Source organism: Mycobacterium sp. NGS17 (assembly GCF_059813205.1).
In genome coordinates, this window is record NZ_JCALED010000009.1 from 83,610 (window position 1) to 103,765 (window position 20,156).

General features: G+C 66.3%; 15 protein-coding genes. 8 read left to right on the forward strand and 7 right to left on the reverse strand.

Annotated elements, in window-relative coordinates; all coding sequences use genetic code 11:
- The first annotated feature begins 51 nt into the window (after positions 1-51).
- The 3 genes from AC5Y7E_RS19295 to AC5Y7E_RS19305 all read left to right on the forward strand — a co-directional run bounded on the left by AC5Y7E_RS19295 (position 52) and on the right by AC5Y7E_RS19305 (position 3,170).
- A complete protein-coding gene (locus AC5Y7E_RS19295) occupies positions 52-936 on the forward strand; it encodes a carbohydrate ABC transporter permease (RefSeq protein ID WP_499915575.1) in 885 nt (294 codons plus the stop codon).
- Positions 923-1,750, forward strand: a complete 828-nt coding sequence (locus AC5Y7E_RS19300; RefSeq protein WP_499950369.1) for a carbohydrate ABC transporter permease — start codon at positions 923-925, stop codon at positions 1,748-1,750. The genes AC5Y7E_RS19295 and AC5Y7E_RS19300 overlap by 14 nt, the downstream gene beginning before the upstream one ends.
- A gap of 79 nt (positions 1,751-1,829) precedes the next feature.
- On the forward strand, positions 1,830-3,170 hold the full coding sequence (locus AC5Y7E_RS19305; protein ID WP_499950501.1) for an ABC transporter substrate-binding protein: 1,341 nt from the start codon (positions 1,830-1,832) through the stop codon (positions 3,168-3,170).
- 7 nt (positions 3,171-3,177) lie between these two features.
- Here the strand turns inward: AC5Y7E_RS19305 and AC5Y7E_RS19310 are convergent, their stop codons facing one another.
- The 3 genes from AC5Y7E_RS19310 to AC5Y7E_RS19320 form a co-directional block, all read right to left on the reverse strand.
- Entirely contained in the window at positions 3,178-4,632 is a 1,455-nt protein-coding gene (locus AC5Y7E_RS19310; RefSeq protein WP_499950370.1) for an amino acid permease, read from the reverse strand.
- Positions 4,633-4,727: 95 nt separating this feature from the next.
- Entirely contained in the window at positions 4,728-5,579 is an 852-nt protein-coding gene (locus AC5Y7E_RS19315) for a CbiQ family ECF transporter T component (protein WP_499950371.1), read from the reverse strand.
- A complete protein-coding gene (locus AC5Y7E_RS19320) occupies positions 5,576-7,675 on the reverse strand; it encodes an ABC transporter ATP-binding protein (RefSeq protein WP_499950372.1) in 2,100 nt (699 codons plus the stop codon). The genes AC5Y7E_RS19315 and AC5Y7E_RS19320 overlap by 4 nt, the downstream gene beginning before the upstream one ends.
- Before the next feature lie 74 nt (positions 7,676-7,749).
- Here AC5Y7E_RS19320 and AC5Y7E_RS19325 point away from each other — a divergent pair, with 74 nt between their 5' ends.
- The 3 genes from AC5Y7E_RS19325 (at position 7,750) to AC5Y7E_RS19335 (ending at position 12,807) form a co-directional block, all read left to right on the forward strand.
- Positions 7,750-8,253, forward strand: coding sequence for a MarR family winged helix-turn-helix transcriptional regulator (locus tag AC5Y7E_RS19325; protein ID WP_499950373.1), 504 nt, complete (start codon positions 7,750-7,752; stop codon positions 8,251-8,253).
- A 93-nt stretch (positions 8,254-8,346) separates the two neighbouring features.
- Positions 8,347-10,803 carry an ATP-binding cassette domain-containing protein gene (locus AC5Y7E_RS19330; RefSeq protein WP_499950374.1) on the forward strand — a complete coding sequence of 819 codons (2,457 nt, stop codon included), beginning with the start codon at positions 8,347-8,349 and terminating at the stop codon, positions 10,801-10,803.
- A gap of 51 nt (positions 10,804-10,854) precedes the next feature.
- Positions 10,855-12,807, forward strand: coding sequence for an acyl-CoA dehydrogenase family protein (locus tag AC5Y7E_RS19335; RefSeq protein ID WP_499950375.1), 1,953 nt, complete (start codon positions 10,855-10,857; stop codon positions 12,805-12,807).
- 52 nt (positions 12,808-12,859) lie between these two features.
- Here AC5Y7E_RS19335 and AC5Y7E_RS19340 read toward each other — a convergent pair whose 3' ends face one another.
- Positions 12,860-13,327: an LppP/LprE family lipoprotein gene (locus tag AC5Y7E_RS19340; RefSeq protein WP_499950502.1), complete on the reverse strand. Its 468-nt coding sequence runs from the start codon at positions 13,325-13,327 to the stop codon at positions 12,860-12,862.
- 329 nt (positions 13,328-13,656) lie between these two features.
- Between AC5Y7E_RS19340 and AC5Y7E_RS19345 the strand changes: the two genes are divergently transcribed.
- Both AC5Y7E_RS19345 and AC5Y7E_RS19350 read left to right on the forward strand, forming a co-directional pair.
- A complete protein-coding gene (locus AC5Y7E_RS19345) occupies positions 13,657-17,898 on the forward strand; it encodes a bifunctional nitrate reductase/sulfite reductase flavoprotein subunit alpha (RefSeq protein WP_499950378.1) in 4,242 nt (1,413 codons plus the stop codon).
- 113 nt (positions 17,899-18,011) lie between these two features.
- On the forward strand, positions 18,012-18,293 hold the full coding sequence (locus AC5Y7E_RS19350; RefSeq protein ID WP_499950382.1) for a hypothetical protein: 282 nt from the start codon (positions 18,012-18,014) through the stop codon (positions 18,291-18,293).
- A 58-nt stretch (positions 18,294-18,351) separates the two neighbouring features.
- On the opposite strand, the gene AC5Y7E_RS19355 is transcribed toward AC5Y7E_RS19350, so the two are convergent.
- From AC5Y7E_RS19355 to AC5Y7E_RS19365, 3 genes are read right to left on the reverse strand one after another with little or no spacing between them, the layout of a single operon-like run.
- Positions 18,352-18,837, reverse strand: a complete 486-nt coding sequence (locus tag AC5Y7E_RS19355; RefSeq protein WP_499950503.1) for a CAP domain-containing protein — start codon at positions 18,835-18,837, stop codon at positions 18,352-18,354.
- Between the two features lie 27 nt (positions 18,838-18,864).
- Positions 18,865-19,488, reverse strand: coding sequence for an Rv1363c family protein (locus AC5Y7E_RS19360; RefSeq protein WP_499950383.1), 624 nt, complete (start codon positions 19,486-19,488; stop codon positions 18,865-18,867).
- Positions 19,485-20,156: an Rv1363c family protein gene (locus AC5Y7E_RS19365; protein ID WP_499950385.1), complete on the reverse strand. Its 672-nt coding sequence runs from the start codon at positions 20,154-20,156 to the stop codon at positions 19,485-19,487. Before AC5Y7E_RS19365 ends, AC5Y7E_RS19360 begins: the two co-directional genes overlap by 4 nt.

The following is a 20,156-nucleotide window of genomic DNA, read 5'->3' on the forward strand; positions in this document are numbered from 1 at the left end:
CCGTAACGACCGGTCAGCCCAAACCCCGCCAGCGCCCGCTTTAATTACTCCATGGCCAGCGCGGTACGCGGGATTCACCCTCGATCTACCGCGCTGGGCTACGCGCTGCTGGCGCCCAGCCTGTTCGGCGTGCTCGCCTTTTTGCTGCTGCCCATCCTGGTCGTGCTGTGGCTGAGCCTGTGCCGCTGGGATCTCCTCGGCCCGCTGCACTTCGTCGGCCTGTCCAACTGGCGCTCGGTCCTGACCGACGCCGGATTCGGCAACTCCCTGATCGTCACGGTCATCTTCGTGGCGATCGTGGTGCCGGCGCAGACCGTCTTGGGACTGCTGGCCGCGACCATGCTGGCGCGGCAGCTTCGCGGCACCAATCTGTTTCGCACCCTGTTCGTGCTCCCGTGGATTTGCGCGCCGCTGGCCATCGCGGTGCTATGGCGCTGGATCCTGGCTCCCACGGACGGCGCCGTGAGCACTGTGCTGGGGCACAGCATCGAATGGCTGTCGGATCCCAGCTTTGCGCTGCCGCTGGTATCGGCCGTGGTGGTGTGGACCAACGTCGGCTACGTCTCGTTGTCGTTTCTGGCGGGCCTGCTGGCGATTCCCGAGGACGTCCACGCCGCCGCACGCACCGACGGCGCCACCGCATGGCAGCGGTTCTGGCGCATCACCATGCCCATGCTGCGACCGACGACCTTCTTCGTGTTGGTGACCGGGATCGTCAGCACGGCACAGGTTTTCGACATGGTGTACGCGCTCACGGGCGGCGGACCGGCCGGCAGCACCGACCTGGTGGCCCATCGCATCTACGCCGAGGCTTTCGGTTCGGCGGCCATCGGCCGGGCGTCGGCGATGGCGGTGGTGCTGTTCGTGATCCTGATCGGCGTCACCCTGGTACAGCATCTGTATTTCCGGAGACGGATCAGCTATGACCTCACCTAGCCGGATCACGTCCAATGCGGTGATTTATGCCGGACTGTCGCTGGGCGCGTTGATCACCTTGGCGCCGTTCGCGCTTGGACTGATGACGTCGTTCACCTCTGCACACCAGTTCGTCACGGGCAGCCCGCTGCAGCTGCCGCGGCCACCCACGCTGTCGAATTTCGCCAACCTGGGCGGGGCGGGGTTCGGCCGCGCGGCGGCGGTGACCGCCTTGATGACGGCGGTGATTCTGGTGGGCCAGTTGACCTTTTCGGTGCTGGCCGCATATGCCTTCGCCCGTTTGCAGTTCCCCGGCCGTGACGCGCTGTTCTGGGTGTACATCGCGACGCTGATGGTGCCGGGGACGGTCACGGTGGTGCCGATGTATCTCATGATGGCTCAGCTCGGTCTGCGCAACACGTTTTGGGCCTTGGTGCTGCCGTTCATGTTCGGCTCGCCGTACGCGATCTTCTTGCTGCGTGAGCACTTTCGGATCATCCCGAACGATCTGATCAACGCCGCTCGACTGGACGGCGCGAAAACCTTGGACGTAATTGTGCACGTGGTGATTCCGTCCAGTCGCGCTGTCCTGGCCGCGCTGGCGTTGATCACCGTGGTTTCGCAGTGGAACAACTTCATGTGGCCGTTGGTGATCACCAGCGGCCACAAGTGGCGCGTGCTCACCGTCGCGACCGCCGACCTGCAGTCGCGGTTCAATTCCCAATGGACGTTGGTGATGGCGGCAACCACGGTCGCGATGGCCCCGCTGATCGCACTGTTCGTGGTCTTCCAGCGCCATATCGTCGCCTCGATCGTCGTCTCGGGACTCAAGTGAGGCGGCGATGCGGCGAGATTGCCGCCGTGGCTGTCCGTTCCGCGAATTCACGACCCCCATGGCAATCTGGGTGCGCACGGTGATGCGGCCGCGCTTTTCCACACTGGTCGCGGGATCGATCGCGCTGGTGGCGGTGCTGCTGGCCGCGATGGCGGTGCTGCTGGATTACTCCGCGCAGCCGCATGGTGGCAAGACTGTCGTCACGGTCCGCGTCTGGGGCGACCAGCTCGGTGCGGCCTATCGACAATCCTTCGAGGCCTTTAACCGCGCCCATCCCGGCATCGAGGTACACCTGAACTTGGTGGCGTACTCGACCTACTTCAACACCCTGCGCACGGATGTGGCCGGTGGCAGCGCCGACGACATCTTCTGGCTGTCCAACGCCTACCTCGCGGCGTATGCCGACAGCGGCCGGCTCCTGAACATCGGCGAAATGCTTGGGCCCAAGGCCGATTCGGAGTGGGAGCGACCGGTCGTCGAGCAGTTCACTCGAAACGGCACGCTGTGGGGCGTGCCGCAGCTGACCGACGCCGGAATCGCGTTGTATTACAACGCAGATCTTCTCGCCGCCGCGGGCGTCGATCCGGCCCAGCTGAGCTCGCTGCGGTGGAGCCCCGGCGACGGCGACACTTTGCGTCCACTGCTAAGCCGGCTCACCGTCGACGCCGATGGAAACCGAGGCGACACACCATATTTCGACGCGAGGCGGGTGCGACAGTGGGCCTACAACGCGGCCAACGATCCCCAGGGCATCTACCTGAACTACATCGGTTCGGCCGGCGGCGTGTTCCAGCGGGGCGACTCTTTCGCCTTCGACAACCCCGCCGCAGTGACGGCCTTCCGGTATCTGGTCGACCTGATCAACCGCGACCACGTCGCGCCACCCGCCGCCGACACCAACGACAACGGCGACTTCTCCCGCAATCAGTTTTTGGCCGGCAGAATGGCTCTCTTTCAATCCGGCACCTACAACCTGGCGCCGGTCGCGCGCGATGCCCGCTTCCATTGGGGTGTGGCGATGATGCCCGCCGGCCCCGCGGGACGGGTCAGCGTCACCAATGGCATTGCGGCGGCGGGCAATGCGGCGACGAAGCACCCCGACGCCGTGCGCCAGGTGTTGGCCTGGATGGGCAGTAAACAGGGCAACGAATACCTGGGGCGCTACGGCGCGGCAATCCCCGCGGTGCCCACCGCCCAGCCTGTCTACTTCCGGTATTGGGCCACCCGGGGTGTCGACGTCACGCCCTTCTTCGCCGTGCTGAACGGTCCGCGCATCCCCGCCCCCGGAGGGGCAGGCTTCGCCGCCGGCAACGACGCGTTGCAACCGTACTTCGACGAAATGTTCTTGGGCCGCGGCGATGTCGCGGCGATATTGCAGCGAGCTCAGGCGGCGGCCAACGCCGCCGCGGCGCGCCAGTGAGTTCTGGTTACCGGACATCGTCCGATGAGGACTCGACCACCTCGTCGTTGAGCGCGCTGTGGTGGCGACCCCACACGAAATAAAAAATCAACGCCAGCAACACCCAGCCGGTGAATGCGACCCAGGTGTACCAGTGCAGGCTGGCGAGGATGTAGCCGCAGGCCGCCACCGAAAGAATCGGTGTGACGGGATAAGCCGGGACCTTGAATCCTCGTGGCAGATCAGGCTCGCGCACCCGCAAGATGATTACTCCGACGGATACGACGACGAACGCTGTGAGCGTGCCGATCGACACCATGTCGGCGAGCTTCTGCAGCGGGATGAAGGCGGCCAGGGTCGAGGCCACGACGGCGACGATCACCGTGTTGGTCACCGGGGTCATGGTGCGCGCGTTCACCGTCGCGAACCTGGCGGGCAGTAGCCCGTCACGGCCCATCGCGAACAGGATGCGGGTGAGGCCGTACATGGTGACCAACGTGACGCTGAAGATCGAAATGACCGCTCCCGCAGCCAGAATCGTGCCGGCCCAGCCGCCGTGGGTGACGTTGTCAAGAATAGTGGCCAGCCCGGCTTCCTGCTGGCCGGCGAAGTCCTGCCACGGCTGGGTGCCCAGCGCGGCGACCGCGACGAGAACGTAGGCGCCGGTGACGGTCAGCAGCGCGCCGATCAGCGCGCGCGGCATGGTTTTCTGCGGGTTCTTCACCTCGTCGCCCGCGGTGGACACGGCGTCGAGGCCGATGTAGGAGAAGAAAATGGTGCCGGCGGCCGAACCGATACCGGAAACGCCGAAGGGCGCGAAGTCACGGAGATGGCTCGCGTCGAACGCCGTGAAGGCGACGACGGCGAACACGACCAATACGCCGAGTTTGATCATCACCATGATCGCGTTGACCTTGGCCGATTCGCTGGCGCCGCGGATGAGCAACAACGCGCACATGGCGATCAGCAGGACCGCAGGCACGTTCACGTATCCGGGTTGGGTGTCCCACGGCGCGGCCGACAGGGCTTGCGGCAGCTGGAATCCCAGGACATCGCTCAGCAATTTATTCAGATAGCCGCTCCAGTTGACCGCGACCGCCGCGGTCGCCACCCCGTATTCCAGTAGCAGGCAGGCCGCCACGCCCACGGCCACGACCTCTCCCAGCGTGGTGTACGCATACGAATACGACGACCCGGAAACCGGCACCGCCGAGGCCAATTCGGCGTAACAGAGGGCCGCGAGGCCAGCGGCGATACCAGCGAGAAGGAAGGAGACGATCACGCCCGGCCCCGCTTCGGGGACCGCCTGCGACATGACGAAGAAGATGCCGGTGCCGACCGTCGAGCCAACCCCGAACATGGTCAGCTGAAATGTTCCGATGCCGCGCTTGAGGTGATCCGCGGCCCCGTGCGCGGCGTGCGCACCCACCACCGGGCGCCGCCGCAGCATCTGTTCTTTCAGGCTGATCGACGTGGCTGGCAAGCGCCCCTCCTGTGGCCGGATCAGCTGATTATGAAGCAGCCTGCCGCAACTGCGTCGGACCGTGGGGCGCTTTCACCAAATGACGCAATCAGCGATCAGCCCACTTGCGGAAGCACCGTCTCGATCACTACCGCGGCGACGCAGACGACAACGGTGATGGCGAGTGTCAACCAGTCGGCCAGTTTCGGCCGTGCCGGGCTGGCGGACAGCTGACCGATGCCACCGCGGGCGGTGATAGCGTCACCCATCTCGTCAGCCCGACGCAGGGTCACGACGACCGCAGCGGCCATCAGGTCGATCACGCCCCGGCGCTGCTGCCTTAACCGTGCCCTGCGACCTGAGGGTATTCGGTTGGGCCGCAACAACCGCGCGGCGTAGAGCACATGAAATTCGTCGATCAGCATCGGGAAGGCGCGCAGCGCGAGAGCCAGGGCCACCGCCCATTCGTCAACCGGAATGCGCAGCACCCTCAGCGGACGACCCAACGTCGCTACCGCAGGCGCGATTTCGGCAACGTTCGTGGTCCACGACACCATCGCCCCGAGGCCCAGCAGCACGATCGACAGGGCGGTGATCCTGAGGAATTGCAGCGCTCCACCGAGCCCGATGAGCACGCCACCCATCGGCACCGTGGGGCTGCCGCCGGCCAGCGCCGCGGTCACAAAGCCCAACGCGAGAAGAGCCCACAGCCACCGCGGAATCGGCGGCAGCGCACCACGCGGGATTCGTGCAATCCAGACCGCCGCCGCCAGCAGGGCCGCCACCAACGCGATCGTCGTCCATCCCGGGTAAAACGTCAGAAGCACCGAAACGCCAAACACAACCAGCAACTTGGTGCCGGCCCACAGGTCGTGAATGGCCGATCTTCCGGGAACGGGGACCAGCAGGACGACCGATGGGGAACGCCGCCGATTCACATTGGTCGCCGCGGTCGAGGTTGTCGTCACGCTAGGCCTCCCGCCGCGGCAGTGGTAGACACCGTTTCCAGCGCACCGTCGCGCAACCGGATAGTGCGCGGACAAACCTCGTCAAGCCCGACGAAGTCGTGCGAAATGACCACTAACGTCACGCCGCGGGTACGGCGCAAATTCGCAAGCACTCGCAAAAGACCGCGCTGGCTGCTGGCATCCAGCCCTGCCAACGGTTCGTCGAGAATCAAGACCCGGGGCGAACACGCCAGTAGTCCGGCCAGCACCACGCGGCGCATTTGTCCACCACTGAGCTGATCGATGCGCCGCTGGGCGAGTGCCGGGTCCAGTCCGACAGCGATCAGCGCGGCGGCCACGCGATCGTGGTCGCGGTGCGAAAAGCCCGCGACTGAAGCCAGTTCCCGGTCGACGTGGCTGCGCATCAATTGCAGCCTGGCGGCCTGGAACGACAGAGCCACCGCGCCGACGTGCCGATGCGTGGGTTCGCCGTCGATGAGGCAGACGCCCTCGGTGGGCACAGTCAGCCCGGCCATGATCCACGCCAGAGTCGACTTGCCAGAGCCGTTGCCGCCGTGGATGAGCAGCCCATCTCCTTGCTCCACCGTGAAGTTGATATCGCGCAACGCCGTCTTCGCCCACGGCGTACCGCTGTGGTATTCGTGTCCGACCCCCACCACCTCGAGGACCGGTTTGTTGGAACCGGGGGTGGCGGCGCTGGTCGGCACCGGCGCCGGCGCGATCTCGACCATGCCGCTGTTATCGGATGACTCGCTGAGATTGATCGTGCGGTCGGCCGACGCCGCCTCATTGTCGAAGTGCGTGATGTGCACCAGGGCCGTGCGGTGCCGCTCGGGTAGACCCGACAGGACATCTAACAAGAGTTCGCGGCCCGGCTGGTCGATCATGCTGGTGAACTCGTCGGCGATCAACAGCGAGGGCTCCCGGGCGAGTGCGGCGGCCAGCGCCAGCCGCTGCAACTCGCCGCCGGACAGGCTGCCGGTGTCGCGCTCGGCGAGCCGCTCGAGGCCGACCTCGCTCAGCAACTGGTTCACGTCGACTTTGGTGCCCGGTGGCAAGCCCCACACCACATCGTCTGCCACTCTGGTGCCCAGAATCTGGGTCTGGGGGTGCTGAAGCACGAGCGACGTGCCACCGACTCTCCCCAAACCCACTGCGCCAGGGCGATACACGGCGCCCGACGTCGGTTCCCGGCCCGCCAGAATCAGCGTCAAGGTCGTTTTCCCCGAACCGTTCGCGCCGACGACGGCGACATGCTCGCCGACCCGGAGGTCCAGGCTCATCTCACGCAAGGCGTCTTGGCTCGCGCCGGGGTAACGGAACCGCACGTCGACCAACCGCACAGGCACAGGACCGATCGCGGCATCCGACAATCCAGCGCTGTCAGGGGTGTCCAGCTTGTGCACGTCGGGAATGTTGTGCATGCGCTCCAACAGCCGCGAAAGTACCCACCACCCGATCAACGACGAGATCATCACCCCGTAGGTGAGATAGCCGAGCATCAACCACGGCCAGTAATGCAGCCCATAGGTAAAGCCCCGCTGCACACCGGCGGCGACTCCCTGCAGGTGTACCCGCACCAAGAATGCCTTGACGCCATCGACATTCGCGGTCATGACTTGAAAAATGAGGTGCCGCAGTCGAGTTAGCACTGTCAGCATTCCGACGGTTACGCCGCCGACGACGGCTCCGGCGACAAACGACGTGACAACCACTGTCGGTGCGCCCCGACCCTTGCGTTTGACCAGCCCGGTCAACCCGCCGATATAGACGCAGTTGAGGACGGCCGCCAAGCTACCGAGGCCCGAGATGAGAAAAGTGATCATGCCGGCAGCGACCGTCGCGGCGAGGAGCACTCGAAGCCGGTAGCGGTAAGCCAACAGCGCCATGGGCACCGTGCCCAGCAGCGCCAAGCCCTGAGCGAACGGGATCACCGTGGCGATGATGGCGATCACTGCGCACAGAGCACCCATGACCGAGGCCTGTGCCAACTCGGTCGGTTGTAGGGGTCCACCCCGATCACGCAAACGGACCGGGGGTGGGGTTTTCACTTCAACGATTCTGCCAGGCCGCAGCGCTATGCCCCGCCAATACATCGTGTGATCTGCGCACGACGCGACATGGGTCGCCGTTTTGGCCTCGCTTAGCAAAGCTATGCAACCATGGATGCATGGACAACGTCGTCGATGCCGCAAAGCTCGAGGGAGCGCAGGGGCTGGGAGCCGATCTGCTCGCCGTCGTCGCGCGGCTCAACCGCATGGCCACCCAACGCATCCACATGCCACTGCCTGCGGCGCAGGCCAGGCTGCTGGCCACCATCGAAGCTCACGGCGAAGCCCGAATCGGTGACCTGGCCGGCGTCGACCACTGTTCGCAACCGACGATGACGACGCAGGTGCGTCGCCTCGAGGAGGCGGGCCTGGTCACCCGGATGGTCGACCCGGGAGACGCGCGTGCGGTCCGGATCCGCATCACGGCCGAGGGCAGGCGCACGCTCAACGCGGTTCGGGCCGACCGCGCCGCAGCGATCGAACCGCAATTGGCTCTGCTCGACCCCGCGGACCGCCAGGTGCTGGTGCAAGCGGTCGACGTGCTGCGCGGACTGCTCGACAACGCCTCGCGCGGCACCTCCCTCGCGGGCCGGCGCACCACGGTGGAGCTAGGACGAGGGTAGACAGTTAAGCGAGCGCGGCGACCGGCGCCTGAAGGTGTGGCAGTCCTGAAGCGCGAGACCAATCCAGCTGACCGGTGATGAAAGGTGGCGGCCATGCCGACCGAGGCTTCGGCACATCCGGCCTCGCTGACCGTGTGGGCCGGGCCGACGAGGTATGTCTTCAGCCCGGGTCGTGACGTGATCGTGGGCTACGGCCCGGGTTGCGACATTCCGCTGGAGCGGCTCGACGATCCCCCGCAGTCGCCGCCAGCGCCCCGAGTCGACGTGATCCTGCGGTTCACCGGAACCCAGTGGGTGGCTATCGATCTGAGTCGCCGCGGCATCTTCGCCGGCGGATCCCGCCTGGCCAGCCTCGAGATCCGGGACGGATTGGGGATCGCCATCGGGGATCCCCAGCACGGTCCGCGGCTGGTCTTTCAAACCGCGCCCGCGGCCACACCACCCGGACCTCCCCCGCCCGGCGGCCCGGCGTATCCCCCGCCGCACACACCGCAGGCGCCTCCGTTTCCACCAAGCCCGCCGGGTGCTCCGAACGCGCCCGACCCGCGGATGCCCACCCAGAGCGCCACCCAGCGCATGCCCGTCGCCGCGCCGCCGCCGGCCGCCCAGCAGCCTTTCCAGCCCAGCCCGCCGCCACCGCCGCCCGGTGCGGACCCCCCGCCCGCGGCGCCCGCGGCCCCGCCACCGATTGCGCCCATGGGTCCGCCCGCCGCGGAACAGGACCCGCACAAGGGCCCAAGCCTGATCGAGCGGATGGTGACCAGCAAGCTCCGCGCACAGCGGCCGTCGTTCCGCACCGCGGAACCCGACTCCACCTATCGCCTGCCGCTGCAGACCGCGTCACGAACCACCGGGATGACGGCCTATCAGCTGGGGTTGACGATCGACGGGCACGAGACCCTGTCGGGCATCTCATTCAGGGCGCGTCCCGGTTCCATGACCGCGGTCATCGGGCCGTCGGCCGCGCGGAATTCCGCGCTGCTCGCGCTGCTGGCCGGCACCAGAGCACCCAGCTCCGGGCGCGTCACCGTGGACGAACACGACGTCCACACAGAGCCGAAGTCCATGCGGACTCGCATCGGGGTGGTCCCGCGCGATGATCGTCTGCACAGGCAGCTCACGGTCGCGCAGACCGTGGAATATGCGGCCGAACTTCGGCTGCCCCCCGACACCTTGCCCGAGCAACGCGACCGCGTGGTCAGCCAGGTTCTCGACGAACTCGAGCTGGCGTCGCACCGCGACACCAGAATCGGAAAACTCACACCCGAGCTGCGTCGGTGCGCCGCGCTGGCGGTCGAGCTCGTCACCCGGCCTAGCCTGCTCGTGGTCGACGAACCGACCGCCGGACTGGATCCGGCCCAACAACGTCAGCTCATGGCGATCCTGCGGCACCAGGCCGACATCGGATGCGCCATCGTAGTCGCGATCTCGAATCGCGCGTCCCTCGCCGATGTCAACGCGTGCGACCAGGTGTTGGTGCTGACCGCGGCGGGCAAGGCGGCCTATCTGGGAACGCCGTTGCAGATCGAGTCCGCGATGGGCACCACCGACTGGACGAGAGTGGTTTCGCAGGTCGGCGTCGATTCCGACGCAGCCCACCGCGCCTTCCGTGCGAGGCAGCAGACGGCGGCACCGACCACCCCACCGGAAGTCGCGGCACCCGCTCCGCCGCCGCCCGGGCCGTCCAGGAACCGGCAGATCCGGCTGGTGGCCCGGCGCGAGGTCCGCCTGCTTCTCGGCGATCGCAGCTACTTCGCGTTCCTGGCGATCCTGCCGTTCGTGTTGGCGGGGTTGGCGCTGCTGATTCCGGGCCAATCCGGCCTGACGCGACCCGACCCGGGCAGCGCCAACACGCACGAGGCCATCGAAATCCTGGCCGCCCTCAACGTCGCCGCGGTCATCATCGGCACGGCGCTGACCATCAGGGCGCTGGTCTGTGAACACCGCATCTTTCGGCGCGAGCAAGAGGTCGGACTGACCGCACCGGCATACCTGACCGCCAAGATCGTCGTGTACGGCCTGGCCGCGGCCCTCTGGACGGCCGTCGTGGTGGCGATCGTCATCGCGGTCAAGGGTCAGCCGGCGCCAAGCGCCGCCTTGTTGCACAACGCCACGGTCGAGCTGTACGTGAGCGTGGCCGTCACCGCGATCGTGTCCGCCGTCGTCGGGCTCGCGCTGTCGTCGCTGGGGAAGTCGCTGCGGGAGGTTCTGCCCCTGGTGGTGCCGGTGATCCTGGCATCTGCGCTGTTCAACGGGAGCCTGGTGCAACTGGTGAGTGTCTGGGGCCTGCAGCAGATCAGCTGGTTCGTCCCGGCCCAATGGGGTTTCGCGGCCACGGCTTCCACCGCGAATCTGCGCAGGGTCGACTCGCTGGCCGCCGACGCCGTGACGTGGACCCACTACAGCGGCTGGTGGGTGTTCGACATGGGGATGCTTGTCCTGTTCGGCGTCATCGCGGCCGGGTTCACGCTCTACCGACTGCGGTCGCCGCTCGGCGAGAACCGCAACCCGTCGCCCGGACCCCGGGAAGCCCCTCAACCGCGGCGCTGAGTTCGGGCGCCGTTGTTCGCCGCGACGCGAACCGCCCATTAGTGTCGGATCATGGCGCCTGAAACGACTACCACTGCCGACTATCTGCGCAATGCCTTGGACGGGCGTTGGCGCGACGTCAGAAACCGGATGCGGGACACGCTCACCGAGGACCTGTTCCGCCCGCACTACACACCGAACACGGTGATCGCCCGTACCAAGGTGGCGGAGCAGATGCGAATCATGGCGGCCTTCGGCGCGGCCGCCGACAGTTTCAAGAAAGAACACGGCGGCACCGGCGACGTCGGTGCCGCGATCACGATGATCGAGATGCTGGCGATGTCCGACCTGTCGCTGATGGTGAAGGCCGGCGTGCAGTGGGGGCTGTTCGGCGGGGCCGTGGAGAACCTGGGCACGGAGCGCCACCACGAGATGTACGTGCCCAAGATCATCAGCCTGGAGTTGCGCGGTTGTTTCGCGATGACGGAGACCGGACACGGCAGTGACGTGCAGTCGCTCGAGACCACCGCGACGTACGACCCTGAGACCCAAGAGTTCGTCATCGACTCCCCCACCCCGTCGGCCCGCAAGGACTACATCGGCGGCGCCGCCGAAACTGCAACCATGGCAGCGGTTTTCGCGCAGCTGATCACCACCGAGGATGGCAAGCCGGTCAATCACGGTGTGCACTGCGTCCTGGTCCCGATCCGGGACGAGGACGGCAACGACCTGCCCGGGATCACCACGTCGGACTGCGAATACAAGGGCGGGCTGCCCGGGGTCGACAATGGCCGCATCGTGTTCGATCAGGTCCGCGTCCCGCGCGTCAACCTGCTGAACAAATACGGCGACGTCGCCGAAGACGGCACGTACAGTTCGCCGATCGACAACCCGAACCGTCGGTTCTTCACCATGCTTGGCACCCTGGTCCGCGGCCGGATCACGGTGGGCGGCAGCGCCGGCGCCGCCGGACGCGTGGCGCTGGATATCGCCACCCGGTATGCGTTGCAGCGCAGGCAGTTCAGCTCACCCGATGACGAGTCCGAAGTGCTGATCATGGACTACTTGGTGCACCAGCGGCGGCTGTTCCCGTTGATCGCGAAGTCCTATGCGTTGCAGTTCGCGCAGAACGAATTGGTCGGCAAGTGTCATGACGTGCAGAGCGCTGACGCGCCCGACGCCGACGAGCAGCGCGAACTCGAAGCGCGTGCCGCCGGTCTGAAGGCGGCCAACACCTGGCATGCCAGTCGCGCGATCCAGGAGTCCCGCGAGGCATGTGGTGGCGCCGGTTACATGGCCGAGAACAGGCTGATCGGGCTTCGGGGTGACACCGACGTCTTCACCACGTTCGAGGGCGACAACCACGTGCTGACCCAACTGGTGGCCAAGGAATTGCTCACGGCCTACGCCGACGACATCAAGAGCATGAGCCCGGTCGAATGGGTTCGCTTCGCAGCCAACACCGTTGGCGAACGCGTCGTGAAACGTACTGCGGCAGAAGCGATCATCCAGACCATCGTGGATTCCCGCCAAGACAGCGAGGAAGAGGGCAGCCTCTTCAACCGCGGCACCCAGATCAAGATGTTCGAGGACCGCGAGGAGTATCTGCTGGCGTCGGTGGCCCGGCGGCTACAGGCCAAATCCAAAGAGATGCCGGCATTCGACGCGTTCAACTCGGTGCAGGATCACGTGTTGCACGCGGCCAGCGCGCACATCGATCGCGTCATCCTGGAAGCGTTCGTCGCCGGGATCGAGGCGTGCCCCGACGAGCAGGCCCGCGAACTGCTCGGCATCTTGTGCGACCTGTACGCACTATCAGTCATCGAGGACGACAAAGCCTGGTACATCGAGCACCGCTACCTGTCCACCGAGCGCGCCAAAGCCGTCACCCGGGGAATCAACGACCGGTGCCGCGCGCTGCGCCCGCACGCCGAGACGCTTGTCGACGGGTTCGGGGTTCCGGAGCGGCTACGTTACGTCGAAATGCTGCACCCGGAGAACCTGGCCGAGGCCATCACCAACTGACGGGCCACTCGGCGATCTCCTCAAGTCCGTGCCCGCCCAGGGCTCGCGGACGTTATTGGTTCGGCACCTTGCCGAGGGTTTGCAACTTGCCATCCGGGCCGATCCGGAACTTGACCGTCCCGATGCCGGTGGGACAGCACAGCTGGTCATTTGCCTTCTGCCACTGGTATTGAACGGTGACGGTGTCGTCCGAGGGCGGCAGGACGGTGGTATACGGCTTTGGATTCGAGGTCGGACTGCCCAGCGGCGTGTCGTGGTCGAAGAAGATCAGCTGTTGCGGAGTTGATTCGCTGGCGATCGTCGGGATGATCTGCACCCAGTACAGCCGGCAGTTTCGCGTGTGCCCCCTGCCCATCTCGACCCAGATGGTGCCAGGGACGGCAATGGGAACCGCGGTGATGGCCCGGCGCACCGTGTGGGCCGTAGGCCCGTCGGAGTCCTTGCACGTGTCGGGCCGGGCCTGCGGCGGCGCGGCCGGCTTCCAGCCGCAGCCGGAGGCCAGCAAAACCAGGAAGATCACAATCAGCTGACGCACGCGGTGAGCTTAGCGAAGACTGTGAATGTCCCATCGGTTTGGTCAAAAACCCTGTTCTGAGAAGCGTTTCGAGGGCCGTGCTGAGTAACCTCGAGCGGGCCGGGCGGTCGACGATGACCTGCGCTGATACGGCCCTTGACCGCGAATTCCTCCGGCGATTTCACACCGGCGCGTCGGCCGTTGAGAGGAAGAAGTAAACCGGGGGAAATTTCGCGGCGCGATGCCGAAACATGCCTGCTCCACAATGAACTCACCCGATACGGAGCTAACCCGTACGCACCTGAGGGAGGGACGTAAGCGTGGCTAGGGAGTCCATGGCGCCTCACAACGCCGTGAACACCATGTGCGCTTACTGCGGCGTCGGCTGCGGCATGGTGTTGCAGATCACAACCGATCCGAAAACCGGCCGCGATCACGTCGCCAAGTCGGTTGGGAACAAAGAACATCCGGCCAACTTCGGCCGCTTGTGCACCAAGGGCGCCACCACCGCGGACATGCTGCGCGCGCCCGGGCGGATGGATTCGGCGCAGGCGCGGGCCGACCGCGGCGAACCATTCGAGCCCGTCGACATGGACCGGGCAATCACTCAGTGCGCGAAGCGGTTACGCGCAATCGTCGATGAACACGGCGCGGACGCTTTCGCAATGTACGTGTCCGGCCAGATGTCCATCGAGGCGCAGTACTTGGCGAACAAGCTGACCAAAGGGTTCATCGGCACCAACCAGATCGAGTCGAACTCGCGGCTGTGCATGGCCAGCGCGGGTTCCGGTTACAAGCTCTCATTGGGAGCTGACGGACCGCCCGGGTCGTACCAGGACTTCGAGCGTGCCGACGTCTTTTTCGTCATCGGCGCCAACATGGCCGACTGCCACCCCATCCTGTTCCTGCGGATGATGGACCGGGTCAAGGCGGGCGCAAAGCTGATCGTCGTCGACCCACGCCGCACCGCGACCGCCGACAAGGCGGATCTTTTCCTGCAGATCGCGCCGGGATCCGATCTGGCGCTGCTCAACGGACTGCTGCACCTGATCGTCGAGAACGGGCACACCGACGCGGACTTCATCGCCGAATTCACCGAGGGCTGGGAGGTGATGCCCAGTTTCCTCGAGCAGTACACCCCCGACATGGTGAGCGCGGTGACCGGGATACCCGAAGCGGACATCCGCAAAGCGGCTCAATTGATCGGCGAAGCCGAGAACTTCATGAGCTGCTGGACGATGGGCCTCAACCAGAGCACCCACGGCACCTGGAACACCAATGCCATCTGCAACCTGCACCTGGCCACCGGCACGATCTGCAAGCCGGGGAGCGGTCCCTTCTCGCTCACCGGTCAACCCAACGCGATGGGCGGTCGCGAGATGGGTTACATGGGGCCGGGTTTGCCCGGGCAGCGTTCGGTGGCATCCGACGAGGACCGCGAGTTCGTCGAAAACCTGTGGGGCATCCCCCGCGGAACGCTGCGCACCGAGGTCGGCGGCGGCACTATCGACATGTTCTCCCGGATGGCCGACGGGCAGATCAAGGCGTGCTGGATCGTCTGCACCAATCCCGTTGCCTCGGTTGCCAATCGGAAGACGGTGCTGGCCGGCCTGGAGCGCGCCGAATTGGTGATGGCCCAGGACGCGTTTATCGACACCGAAACCAACGCATACGCCGACGTGTTGTTGCCGGCGGCCCTGTGGACGGAGTCCGAAGGGGTCATGGTCAATTGCGAGCGCAACATGACGCTGTTCCAGCCGGCGGTGCAGGCGCCCGGCGGCGCCTTGCCCGACTGGCAAATCATCGCCCGGATCGCCTGCGAGATGGGCTTTTCGGAAGCCTTCAGCTACGACTCCGCTGCGGAAGTCTTCGAAGAGATCAAACGGTTCTCGAACCCTAAGACCGGTTACGACCTGCGCGGCGTCAGCCACGAGCGGCTGCGTGAGGGCCCGCTGCAGTGGCCATGCGCCCCCGAAGGTGAGGCCGACCGCAACCCGATCCGCTATCTCAACGACGGCATCAGCCAGACGCGGCTGGTCCGCGAGGATGGCAGCGTCCCGCGGCTGGCCTTCCCGACGGCGACGGGTCGTGCGGTGTTCTTCGCCCGCCCGCACCTGCTGCCCGACGAGATGCCCGACGACGACTACCCGTTCCTGCTGAACACCGGTCGCCTGCCGCACCAATGGCACACCCTGACCAAGACCGGCAAGGTGGCCAAACTCAACAAGCTCAACCCCGGGCCGTTCGTGGAGATCCACCCCGACGACGCCGCGCGCCTACAGATCGCCGAGGGCGATCGGGTCGAGATCGCTTCGCGCCGAGGTCGCGCCGTGCTGCCCGCCGTCATCAGCGACCGGGTGCGGCCCGGCAACTGCTTCGCGCCGTTCCACTGGAACGACGCCTTCGGCGAATACCTGTCCATCAACGCCGTCACCAACGATGCGGTCGATCCGATCTCGAGCCAGCCGGAGTTCAAGGCTTGCGCCGTTACGCTGACGAAAGTCAGCGTCGCACAAACTGTTTCGGACATCGCGGCGCCGCCCCCCGGCGACACACCAGGACCCGCGTCCACGGAGGTACGAGAAATCAGCGTGTCACAAGTAGACGCCCTCGGCGAATTGCTCGGTGTGGCAACACAACCCAAACCCGAATTCAACGAGCTCGGCCGCTCATACCTCGCCGGTATGCTGTCGGGGCTTCGCTCGACCGCGGGTCGCCGCGCCGGCGGTGTGCCGACCCTGCCGCTGAGCGCGCCGTTCGATTCCACCACGCGGCTTTGGGTAGACGGCCTGCTGGCAGGGCTGTTCTCGCGCATCGATGGGCCGGAGCCAGCGGCGCTTCCACAGGAAGCCCGAGCGGCGACGCCCCCGGCCACCCGGCGACCGCCCGTCGCACCTGCCGGTGCCGGACCCGCGGCCCAGCGCGCGCCCGTCGTGGTGCTGTGGGCATCGCAGACCGGGAACGCAGAGGAGCTCGCCGCCGAGATCGCCGCGCGGTTGGGTGCCGCCGAACTTCCGGTCGCATTGCACAGCATGGACGATTTCCCGCCCGCCGAGTTGGCGACGACGCGGGAGTTTTTGCTCGTCACCAGCACCACGGGCGACGGTGAAGCGCCCGACAATGGCGCCGGCCTCTGGCGGGCGCTGACCTCGGACAGCGCGCCGCGACTCAATGGCATGCGCTATGCCGTACTCGCGCTGGGCGACTCCAACTACGACGATTTCTGTGGTCACGGACGCAAACTGGACGCGCGCCTCGCCGAGCTGGGCGCGGCCCGCATCGCCGATCGGGTGGACTGCGAACCGGACTACGACGACACCGCGGCGAAGTGGCTGGGCGACGTCATCGACGCCCTGACCAAGACGCCCACGTCGGTGGGCGGAGAGGGAGCCGCGACGGCGCCGCCCCGCGCTTCCGCGGTGGTGGCGCCATCACGCCCGGGTGCGCCCGCAGCCGGCACCTACACGAAGAAGCATCCGCTGATCACCGGCATGATGCGCAACGTCGTGCTGAGTCAGCCGCAATCGACAAAAGATGTGCGGCACTTGGTTTTCGACATGCCGGAAGAATCCGTGACCTACGAGGCCGGTGACGCGCTCGGCGTGTGGCCGCGCAACAGCGACGAGTTGGTCGACGAATGGCTGTCGGTCACCGGGCTGAACGGGCAGACCCCGGTCGAGGTGGGCGAGCACGGTCTGATGTCGTTGCGCTCCGCGCTCACCGAGCGCATCGAGATCGCCCACATCAGCCGGGACCTGGTGCGCTTCGTGCAGGAGCGCACCGGTGACCCCACCCTCGCGGAGATGCTAAAGCCGGAAAACAAGCGGGCACTGGCGGATTGGACGTGGGGTCGCCAGTCCATCGACCTGCTGTCGAAGCTGCCGGTTTCCGCATCGGCCCACGAGTGGCTGCGCGTCCTCAAACGCTTGCAGCCGCGGCTGTACTCGATCTCGTCCAGCCCGAAAGCCTGTCCGGGGGAAGTCCACCTGACGGTCTCACCCGTGCGCTTCAACTTCCAGGGCGTGCCGCGCCGCGGGGTCTGCTCGACCTATCTGGCCGATCGCTCGCCCGGTGACCGAGTGGCTGTGTATCTGCAGCAGTCGAGCAATTTCCGGCCGCCGAGTGACTCGGACACGCCGATGATCATGATCGGCCCCGGGACCGGCATCGCGCCGTTCCGCGGTTTTCTGCAGGAACGACGCGCGCTCGGCCACACCGGACCGAACTGGCTGTTCTTCGGTGAGCAGCACGCCGCGACCGACTTCTACTACCGCGAGGAACTCGAGCAGATGCGTGAGGACGGGTTCCTCACCGAGCTGGACCTGGCGTTCTCGCGGGACCAGCAGCAGAAGGTCTACGTGCAGCACCTGATGCGCAAGCGTGGAGCGCAGCTGTGGAACTGGTTGCAGGACGGCGCCCAGCTGTACGTCTGCGGCACCGCGGATCCCATGGCCAAGGACGTCGACCGGGCGCTCTGCGAGATCGCGGCCGAGTTCGGCAAGCTCGAGCCGGATGCGGCCACGGATTACGTCCGATCGTTGAGCGCCGACAAGCGCTACCACCGCGACGTCTATTAACGCCGATCTGCTGGGGCACCCGTAACACAGCGGAAACATCGCACACCTACCACCGAAACTTCCGCGTCGCACGATGCACTCACAAGGTGCGCGCCTGAAGGAGTGACGTCATCGTGGCTCGGGAGTGTGATGGACCCGATCGGGTCTTCAAGAACGGCTGCCCGCTGCAATGCCGAGTGCGCTACGCCGGCACGGCCGACGAACCGGTCGGTGACCAGTGCGACTGGGCGGGCCTGCCCGTCAATCTGGATTTCGCGTTCTCGCAGGATCAGCGCGACAAGGTCTACAAGCAGCACCTGCTGCGCAGGCGCGGTACGCAATTCGGACCGTGGCGACAAGGCGCCCACGTGTGCGTCTGCGAGATCCTCGAGGACGAATCGCTCACCAGCGGCTAGCGACTCGTCTCGGACCAACGCGTCGATTTTGCCGCGGGGTGCAGTCACTCGAGGCCGCTCAACGCTTCGGCAGGTCCGGCTGCCCGTACACCGCCACCACCACGGTGCGGTCCATGCTGTTGTCCGACCACACCCCGATGCTGGTGTTGGCGCAGTCGCGGATGATCGCCATGTCGTCGGGGTTGTAGTACCACTGGTTGACCAGTTCCAGGCTGCTGATGGCGATCGCCGGGTTGACGGCCACCGTCTCGGCGGCCCGGCCGCGGAAGCCGGCGGCGTTAGCGCGGTCTTGCGGCGTGGATCCGTCGGAGCCGATGTCGCCGTTGATGCTTCGGTTGTTCATCATGTCTTCGGCGTGCCATTCGGCGGCCAGGGTGAGCGCGTTGTTCCTGATGACGTCGTTCGTGCAGCCCGCCTGGTGCTGCAGGGTGTAGACGGCCGAGACGACCGCGCTGTTGAGCCGCTTGTTGTCGGCCTGCGCGACCGGAGCCGCTACAACGGCCACGCCGAGGAGGACAACGCCGGCGGCCACGCGGCGGCGCATCGCTGGTTTCATGGCCGTTCCTTCAGGTTATGTGGGCTCGAAACGCGACACCAGCCACCGGCCGTCGACCTTGTCCAGGGTCACCCGCACGACGGGCTGGGTGTCGGTGGGAGCGCCCGCACCGATGGTCACCGTCTGGTCGACATACACCAGCGCCACGGCGTGGTTCTCGGTCACCGAAACAGAGGCCGCCGCATTGGCTTTGGCCACCGACGAGATGTGCTTCTCTTTTGCACCGGGCACGACGACCTGGCGGGTCAGCTCGCCGTAGGCATCCTTGAACTCACCGGTCAGCCGCTCGCGCGCCGCGGCGAGGTCCTTGTCCACCGTGTCAGCGTGATAGGTCAGCAACGCGACCGTGTCGTCGCGGGCTGCCTGCACCGATTCGGCCCGGGCTTGTGCGAGATGGTCGGCTGCCCCCACCGACCACTTGAGGTACCCCGCGCCAACCGTCAACGCCAATGCGAGCGCCGGCAAAATCCCGTAGGCGAAGACCCGTGACCACGCGATGTGGCGTTTTGCGCTCTTGGCCTCGGGCCGCACCTCGGCGGACGACCCGGTGGCATCCGATTCCTGTTGCGCCACTTCGGCTGCCGAGTCCGGTTCCTCGGCTGCTGTGTCGACGTTCACGTCGTCCTTCAATGTCGTCATGGCACGAACACCACGTTGGAGACTTTGGCGTCATCGCCGACCGATCGGACCTCGATGCGCATGCGCCATTCCCGCGGCGCCTCCTCGCCCCCTGCGGTGCGCGACTTCACCGCGACCGCCACCAGGACCTGGGCGGAGTCGCCGCGTTGGGATTCCAGTCCGGCATCGGTGACCGTCCCTTCTGATTTCGATTGCGCCGCCTTGACGACCTCTTCGAACGGCTTGGCCCGCTGCTCGAAGTCGTCCCGGAACGCACCGGTCGCCAGGTCGAGGATCCGCTGCACGTCGGCGTCGACCTGGGTGTAGTTGATCGTGGTGAGGTTCACCGCGCCCTGACGGGCGGTGGCGACGTACAAGTTCTGCCGCGCCTGGATCTCGTGCTTCTGAAAGGCGCGGTAGCCGAGCCACCCACTCAGGCCGGCCAGCGTCGCCACAATGAGACCGCCGGCCACCAGGGCCGATCCGGTGCGCGAAAGCCGCCGCCCTTGGACGGACTCGCGCCACCGCGCGAGCCGGCCCGCGCGTGGTCTCGCGTGATCGTCACCGTCTTCGGTGTGGATTTTTTCGGCCTCTTCGGTTTCGCCCGCGTCGATATCCTCTGGGACGTCGAGTTCCGTTGATTCGTCACCGCTTTCATTCGCGGTGCGGGTGTTGGGTTTGTCCACCAT

Excerpts from the sequence above, each read along its gene's own strand:
- AC5Y7E_RS19295 (WP_499915575.1), top strand. The coding sequence starts at position 52 with ATGGCCAGCGCGGTACGCGGGATTCACCCTCGATCTACCGCGCTGGGC.
- AC5Y7E_RS19300 (WP_499950369.1), top strand. The coding sequence starts at position 923 with ATGACCTCACCTAGCCGGATCACGTCCAATGCGGTGATTTATGCCGGA.
- AC5Y7E_RS19320 (WP_499950372.1), bottom strand. The coding sequence starts at position 7,675 with ATGTATTGGCGGGGCATAGCGCTGCGGCCTGGCAGAATCGTTGAAGTG.
- AC5Y7E_RS19325 (WP_499950373.1), top strand. The coding sequence starts at position 7,750 with ATGGACAACGTCGTCGATGCCGCAAAGCTCGAGGGAGCGCAGGGGCTG.
- AC5Y7E_RS19330 (WP_499950374.1), top strand. The coding sequence starts at position 8,347 with ATGCCGACCGAGGCTTCGGCACATCCGGCCTCGCTGACCGTGTGGGCC.
- AC5Y7E_RS19335 (WP_499950375.1), top strand. The coding sequence starts at position 10,855 with ATGGCGCCTGAAACGACTACCACTGCCGACTATCTGCGCAATGCCTTG.
- AC5Y7E_RS19345 (WP_499950378.1), top strand. The coding sequence starts at position 13,657 with ATGGCGCCTCACAACGCCGTGAACACCATGTGCGCTTACTGCGGCGTC.
- AC5Y7E_RS19355 (WP_499950503.1), bottom strand. The coding sequence starts at position 18,837 with ATGCGCCGCCGCGTGGCCGCCGGCGTTGTCCTCCTCGGCGTGGCCGTT.
- AC5Y7E_RS19360 (WP_499950383.1), bottom strand. The coding sequence starts at position 19,488 with ATGACGACATTGAAGGACGACGTGAACGTCGACACAGCAGCCGAGGAA.
- AC5Y7E_RS19365 (WP_499950385.1), bottom strand. The coding sequence starts at position 20,156 with ATGGTGGACAAACCCAACACCCGCACCGCGAATGAAAGCGGTGACGAA.